The 6,521-nt window shown below is 69.1% G+C and carries 6 protein-coding genes and 1 pseudogene; 1 reads left to right on the top strand and 6 read right to left on the bottom strand.

The features are described from left to right. The 4 genes from K8V84_RS25435 to K8V84_RS25420 form a co-directional block, all read right to left on the bottom strand. Positions 1 to 1,397: glycoside hydrolase family 6 protein (locus K8V84_RS25435; protein ID WP_304079381.1), on the bottom strand; the 1,397-nt coding region annotated here is incomplete at its 3' end. A gap of 456 nt (positions 1,398 to 1,853) precedes the next feature. Next, a complete protein-coding gene (locus K8V84_RS25430) occupies positions 1,854 to 3,104 on the bottom strand; it encodes an MFS transporter (protein ID WP_304079380.1) in 1,251 nt (416 codons plus the stop codon). A gap of 270 nt (positions 3,105 to 3,374) precedes the next feature. Next, positions 3,375 to 3,797 carry a hypothetical protein gene (locus K8V84_RS25425; protein WP_304079379.1) on the bottom strand — a complete coding sequence of 141 codons (423 nt, stop codon included), beginning with the start codon at positions 3,795 to 3,797 and terminating at the stop codon, positions 3,375 to 3,377. Positions 3,798 to 3,920: 123 nt separating this feature from the next. Continuing rightward, positions 3,921 to 4,235 (bottom strand): hypothetical protein, encoded by a 315-nt coding sequence (locus tag K8V84_RS25420; RefSeq protein WP_304079378.1) that lies wholly within the window; start codon positions 4,233 to 4,235, stop codon positions 3,921 to 3,923. Between the two features lie 344 nt (positions 4,236 to 4,579). Here K8V84_RS25420 and K8V84_RS25415 point away from each other — a divergent pair, with 344 nt between their 5' ends. After that, positions 4,580 to 5,413 (top strand): MetQ/NlpA family ABC transporter substrate-binding protein, encoded by an 834-nt coding sequence (locus tag K8V84_RS25415; protein WP_304079377.1) that lies wholly within the window; start codon positions 4,580 to 4,582, stop codon positions 5,411 to 5,413. 132 nt (positions 5,414 to 5,545) lie between these two features. Here K8V84_RS25415 and K8V84_RS25410 read toward each other — a convergent pair whose 3' ends face one another. Continuing rightward, positions 5,546 to 6,169, bottom strand: a complete 624-nt coding sequence (locus tag K8V84_RS25410; protein ID WP_304079376.1) for a DUF305 domain-containing protein — start codon at positions 6,167 to 6,169, stop codon at positions 5,546 to 5,548. Positions 6,170 to 6,269: 100 nt separating this feature from the next. Further along, positions 6,270 to 6,521: pseudogene (locus K8V84_RS25405) on the bottom strand (hypothetical protein); the annotation flags it as partial.

The raw sequence follows: 6,521 nt of genomic DNA, 5'->3' as shown, positions 1-6,521 counted from the left end.
TCGACCGGCGGGTGGGCGTTGGCGAGCAGCTCCTGGAACTGTGCGGAGAACCAGTGGCCCGAGACCGGGGCGTCCGGCAGGGCCCCGCTCATGTTGTTGCCGTTGCGCGGGTTGCCCTCGTAGGTCGGGTCGCACATCCGGTCGAAGCCCTTGCCCTCGTCGTTCGGGATCTCCTCGCTGGAGCCGTCGGACTCACCCGGGGGCTTCATCCACACGTAGGCGTGGATGCCCGGTTCGGGGGCGGCGCTGGGCCGCTCACCCAGGCCCGCACCGGACTGGTTGCACCAGTTACCGGACTGGATGCGCTGGTCGTAGCGGCCGCCGTCGACGTAGGCGTCGACGTCGGTCTCCGGGCCCGGACCGTCGGGACGGTCGGAGCCGCCCCAGCCGTTGCGGGAGGTGTCGATCAGCATGCCGATCCCCGAATCGAACCCGATGGAGACGAGCTCCTCACGCAGGGCCTGGGAGAACGAGAGCTCGTCGGTGTAGTTGTTCCAGTCCACCCACTGCGACTCGCGCACGCTCGTGCCGTTGACCTGGTCGGTGATGGCGAAGTTGTCCTCCTGCAACGCCGAGTAGTTGGCGGTGTTGGCGATGAAGCCGTGTACGTCGTCGGGGGAGGCCCCGTTGGCGTTGGCCGCCTCGTAGAACAGCTGGGCCGAGGCGCTGAAGTTGTCCTCCCAGCCGATCCAGCCGTGGTGGCCGGCGTCCACGTAGTTGTAGACGTTCTCGATGGCGCCCAACCGTCCGAGGGCGTAGCCGACCCCGTTGACGTAGTTGCCGTTCTCGAGCATCTCGTCGCACTCGGGGGTGGCGGTCTCACGCGGCGAGATGTTGGTGACCAGGTTGGGCAGCGAGTCGATCTCGACGGTGGTGACCACGCGCAGTGAGGTGTCCTCGTAGTCGGCGAGGATCTCCGCGATCGGATCGATGTACTCGGACTCGTAGCGGTCGATCTCGTCCGGTCCCAGTTCACCGTTGGAGGCGAGGGCGGCGCAGTCACGGCCGGGCAGGTTGTAGACGACCAACTGGAACACCAGGGGTTCACCGGCGGCCTGTTCCACGGCCTCGTCCAGGTGGTCGCGCAGTCCCATGTCGCCGGTGGTGGGGCTGTCGTTGCCCTCGATGGCGCCGATGCGGTCCATCCACACACCGGTGGGTTGGTCGGCGATGGCCTCGCCACCGGGTTCGGCGGCGGCGTTGGCCGACCAGATCGGGTTCACGTAGACGTCGGCGCCGACGTAGGGGTTCTCGACGCGTTCGGCGGCGTTGACCTCCTCGGAGGAGTTGCCGGCTTCCGACTCGGCGGGGGCGGCGAGTGCGTGGGATCCGGAAAGCACGAGGCCGAATCCGGCGGCCGCGGCCAGTCCACCGCGGACCCATCTGGTCCTTTTCACGGCACGGTTTTCTGTCATCTCGATTTCTTCCTCAAGGGTGAGCGGGGTGAATCCACCCGGTGCGAACGAAGCATCGAGGGGACGAGGCTTCGTTCGCGGTCGGTGCCGGAGAGCTCCGGGTTCCCTGGCGTTGACCTGGGTGGACATGGAAGGGGAAGGGGGGATGGGCTGAGCGGGAGAGTTGGGAGCGCTCCCAGTCAGGGGATCGAAATTTCCTTGCAGTGCTGTTGTGCAAGGTGGGCGAACGGGTTTTCACGGTCTTGTCGGGGGTCGTGTTCGGCCCGTTCGCTTTCCAGAACCGTAGCCATTCAATGGTGATATGTAAATACCATATGACGCAGATATTTCTGGTACCCGATACCTGCTCGCGTAATCGCAGGTGAATGGTTGATTTATGACTGTTCAGTAATAACCTGGAGTCGCCGGTCGGGCACACGGTGCTTCCGCGGGGTGTGCTCAGGACCGGCCCGCCGTGCCCAGGGGGAGCCACGCCGGCGCGGCGAGAACGCCCACGCCCACCGCGGCGGACCAGAACGGGACCAGCAGGCCGACGTGTTCGGCGACCACGCCGCCCACGAGCGCCCCCAGCGCCGCCCCGCCCAGGTCCGCGAGCCGATACACCCCACCGACCCGCCCCAACAGGGCGTTCGGGGTGGCCCGCTGCCGGGAGGTCACCGCGGCGGTGCCCCACACCATCGTGTGCACCCCGAACAGCGCCATCACGGCACCCGCCACCACCGCGTTCGTGGTCGAGGCCAGGGCCGCGTAGGTCAGCGCCTCCACGACCAGGCCCCAGCGCAACAGCGCGGCCAGACCCACTCGGGGTTCCAGCCACTCGAAGACGCGAGAGCCGAACACTCCGCCCACCGCGCCCGCCGCGAGGAACAGCCCGAAACCGAACCCATCGAGCCCCAGTCGCTCCTGGGCGTACAGGACCCAGATCGCGAACGCGCCCACCCCGGTCAGGTTCATCACCAGGATGCAGGCGCACAGCGTGCGCAGAAGGCGGTTGCTCCGCACGTGGTCGAGACCTTCCCGGACCTCGGCCCGCAGGGTGCTCCGCTGCGCTCGGTCCCGGCCACCGGTGCTCGCCGGGACGGCGGTGATCCGCGCGACCAGCACCACGGCCGCCAGGCACAGGAGGGCCTTCAGTCCGTACGGCAGGGCCCACCCCAGGCCGAACAGCAGGGCGCCCAGCGGAGGGCCGACCAGTTGGTTGTTCACGGAGAAGGTCAGGGCCAGGCGGGCGTTGGCCCGACCCAGTAGGGGGCGGGGTACCAACGACACCAGCAGCGCTCCGTACGCGCCGTCGGCGAGGGTCTCGCTCGTCCCGACGGCGAACAGCACGATGAACAACGACCACAGGGGTGGGGCGCCGAAGACCAGGGCCACCGCGAACAGGGCCAGAACCGACGCCCGAACCAGGTTCGCGGCGAGCAGGACCGTTCGACGAGGGAGACGGTCGACCAGGGCCCCCGAAGTGAGTGAGAACAACAGGGTCGGCAGCAGTTGCGCGGCGCTCGCGCCGGCGACCACGGTGGCGGAGTCGGTGAGGGAGGCCACCAGCAGCGGTCCCGCCGCGAGCAGGGCACCGTCGCCCAGGTTGGTGGCCGCGGAGGACCACCACAGCCGGACGAAGTCGGGACCGAGCCGGTCGGGGTCGCCGGGGGAGGTGGCGTCGGTTCGACGCGCACGGAAGAGGGGCATGCGAGAACACTCCTGAGGGCATGGCGAATGCGCCGATCGGCGCGAGGGCGGGGCGGCGCGTGGCCACCCGGCCCGCCTCGGCGGAGGGTTCTCGGTGGTGGAAGGTGTTACCGAAGGACCGGCCGCGAGGCGGGGGCGGTGATCGGTCGCGCGATGGTGGTGTTCATGCGGTCCTCTCCGGAAAAGCGGGCTGAGACGCGGCGCAGATTACACGCCGACGGGCCCCGGAACGAGTGGTTTTCGTTCCGGGGCCCGTTCGTGGGCGAGGGTTCAGGGTCGGCGGTCGCAGGGATCGAGCATCAGGGACAGTCCCGCGCCCAACAACCAGAGGTCCTTGGACAGGCCCATGCCCTCCTCGGTCGGGGCCAGGCTGCGGGGTTTGTGCATGCCGGGCGTGCGCAGGTACAGGCCGAGCAGACCCGCGGCGAACGCGCTCAGCCCGGCCCCGGCCGGCTTGTTGGGGATGAAGGGGCAGAGGAGAGCGGCGCCCAGGGCGATCTCCCCGGCCGACAGCGCCCGGGTGAAGGCGACCGGGTCGACCTTGTCCAGGAAGGGGTAGGTGCCGACCGCCATGCCGTGCACCCCCATCGCGGTGTCCTCGTCGGCCCCGTGCTTGCTCAGCCCGGAGTTGAGGATGGAGGCACCCGTGGCGAGGCGCAGAACCATCTGGTGCGGTCTGACGGGCGACTTCATTGGAGCTCCCTGACTTCTCGACGATCGATGATCACTGAGGGTGGTCAGGATGTTACGCGGGTCGTCGCCCGGAAGTCGCCCCCGCGCGCCGAGCGGCGGTCGGACGGGCGAGGGCGGGGAGTGTCAGTTCTCGTCGGTGATGTGGTCGTGGATCCCGTCGGTGGCGGCGCCCATCGGGTCCTCGGCGATCCCGTCCCACGTCCGGGCCTGTTCCTGGAAGTCCTGGGCGGTCTCGGTCACCTCTCCCAGGGCGCCCTCCTGGGCCTCCTCTGCCACGGTGTCCAGGCCGCCGTCCTGGACGAACCCGCCGACGGCGCCGTCCCCCAGGTCCTCGATGGCCGCGCCGGCCTCGTCCGAGGAGCCACCGACCCCGTCGATCAGATCGCCTGCGGTGTCGCCGAACAAGCCCTTGAACCACTCGAACACGTCGGAGAGCATCGTCCTCGTTCCGTCCCGGGGGAGTGCCCCGTCCTGGTGCCGTCAGCGGCAAGTCTGCTCACCCGGGGTAAGTAGGCGGTAAGGGGTGGCGGGGGCGGTGGGGTCGGGTGGTGGTCGAGGTCGCCGCGGGTCGTGTGAACATCCGGACCCGCGCCCATGGGCGGATTCGGTCTCCCCGGCGCCGCCACGACCGGGGGGCGGCAAGGGGCGGACGCCCTTTCCTGGCAGGTCAGGGCGTGTGCGCTTGGTCACTGGGGCTGGACTTCGGGGTGATCCTTATTTAATACTTAAAAGGTAGGAAACCCCCCGATTCAGTCCGTACACGCCACACCCGAAGGACTCCCATGCGTCGCGCCGTATTCGCCGTCCCCGCCGCCCTGGCCCTGCTCGCGGTGAGTGCCTGTGGCGCCCCCTCCGAGAACAACACGGAGGCCGCCGAGGGGGAGGAGCCCCTCGTCGTGGGGGCCACCGCCGTCCCCGCCGGCGACATCCTTCGGTTCGTCGAGTCCGAACTCGCCGCCGAAGCGGGCCTGAGCCTGGAGATCCACGAGTACTCCGACTACATCGCCCCCAACGCCGCGCTCGCGGAGGGCCAACTCGACGTCAACCTCTACCAGCACGAGCCGTTCCTGTTGGAGTACAACGAGGGCAACGACACCGACCTCGTCGCGGTCGAGCAGATCTACCTGCCGCCGCTGGGTCTGTACTCCAAGTCCGTGGACGACATCGCCGACCTGGCCGAGGGTTCCGAGGTCGCGCTGCCCAACGACCCCACCAACGAGTTCCGGGCGCTCCTGCTGTTGGAGGAAGGCGGGCTCATCACCCTGGCCGAGGGCGTCGACGAGGCCACCTTCAGCCTCTCCGACATCGAGGAGAACCCGCGCGACCTGGACTTCCGTGAGGTGGAGGCCGCTCAGCTGCCCCGTTCACTGGACGACGTCGACGCCGCGATCGTCAACAACAACTACGCGCAGGAAGCCGGGCTGGACTTCGAGAACGACTCGATCCTGTTGGAGGAGTTCGAGGGCAACCCGTACGTGAACATCCTCGCCTCCCGCGCCGACAACACCGACGACCCCCGCGTCGAGGTACTGATCGACCTGTTGACCTCCCCGGACACGGTGCGCTTCATCGAGGAGACCTACGAGGGCAGCGTCATCCCGGCCACCGCCGGCTGACATCCCCGAACGGCGTTACGACGTCCCGAACCCGGGCCCGGGACGTCGTCGTTCACCGACCGGTGACCGTCGGCCTACGGAGAGCGGCCTACGGGGAGGAGGATCGACAACGCCCCCGTCCCGGGTTCGGGATCAGTGGTCGCCGTGTCCGCCTTCCTCGCCCCCGTCTGCGGGCTCCTCGCCGAGCAGATCGTTCATGTGCGCGATCTCCTCCTCCTGGGCGTCGATGATCTCCTGAGCCAGCTCCCGGGCCTCGGGGTCCACGCCCTCCTCGAGCTCGGTCCGGGCCATCGTGACGGCGCCCTCGTGGTGCAGCACCATGAAGTCCAGGAACAAGGCGTCGAATTCGTCCCCCTCGGCGGACTCCAGCTCGGCCATCTGTTCCTCGGAGAGCATTCCGTCCATCTCGGCATGGTCCATGTCGTGGTCGCCCTCGGCGCCCCATGCGTCCAGGAGCGTCTCCATCCGCTCGATCTCCGGGCCCTGGGCGGCCCGGATCCGCTCCGCCAGATCACGGACCTCGTCGCCGGCGCGCGTGTCGGCGAGGTCGCCCATCTCCACGGCCTGCTCGTGGTGCGGAATCATCATCTGCGCGAAGTGCACGTCCGCGTCGTTGTGCTCCGTGCTCCGCCCCTGGCTCTCCGAGGCGTCGGCTCCGGTCTCCGTCTCCGAACCGCCGCAGGAGGTGGCGAACAGGGCGGTGGCCATGGCCGTGGCCAGGACACAGTGGTTCAGGGCACGCTTGTCGAAGGTCATCGGTTCCTCTTTTTCGGGTTCCTCCGCGCCGGATCCGGCGCGGCTCACTGGTACACGCGTGGTGAGCGGACGGGCCGCCGAGGGCGGCGTCCGCGGGCCTCTAGACGCGCAGTACCTGTAAGCGGACCGGAGAGGGTTCGTTGGGGGCCGATGGGGTCAACGGAGACGATCGGAGCGTCGGCCCGGCGGGCAGGGTGGGCCCACCGGGCCGACGGTGGAACGCGACGGAGGCCACCCCGACCAAGGAGACGGTGGAGGCTCCGAGGGTCGGACAGGCCGAGGTGGGATCGAGTTCGGGCAGGTCCGCCGCGTGGTCGCCGGGGGCCGCCGCGTCATGGCCCATCACGGCGTT

Origin of the sequence: Nocardiopsis listeri, from assembly GCF_020741345.1 — a bacterium.
Lineage (GTDB): Bacteria > Actinomycetota > Actinomycetes > Streptosporangiales > Streptosporangiaceae > Nocardiopsis > Nocardiopsis listeri_A.
The sequence above is the reverse complement of the archived record's forward strand: the minus strand, read 5'-3'. Positions and strand labels throughout refer to the sequence as shown.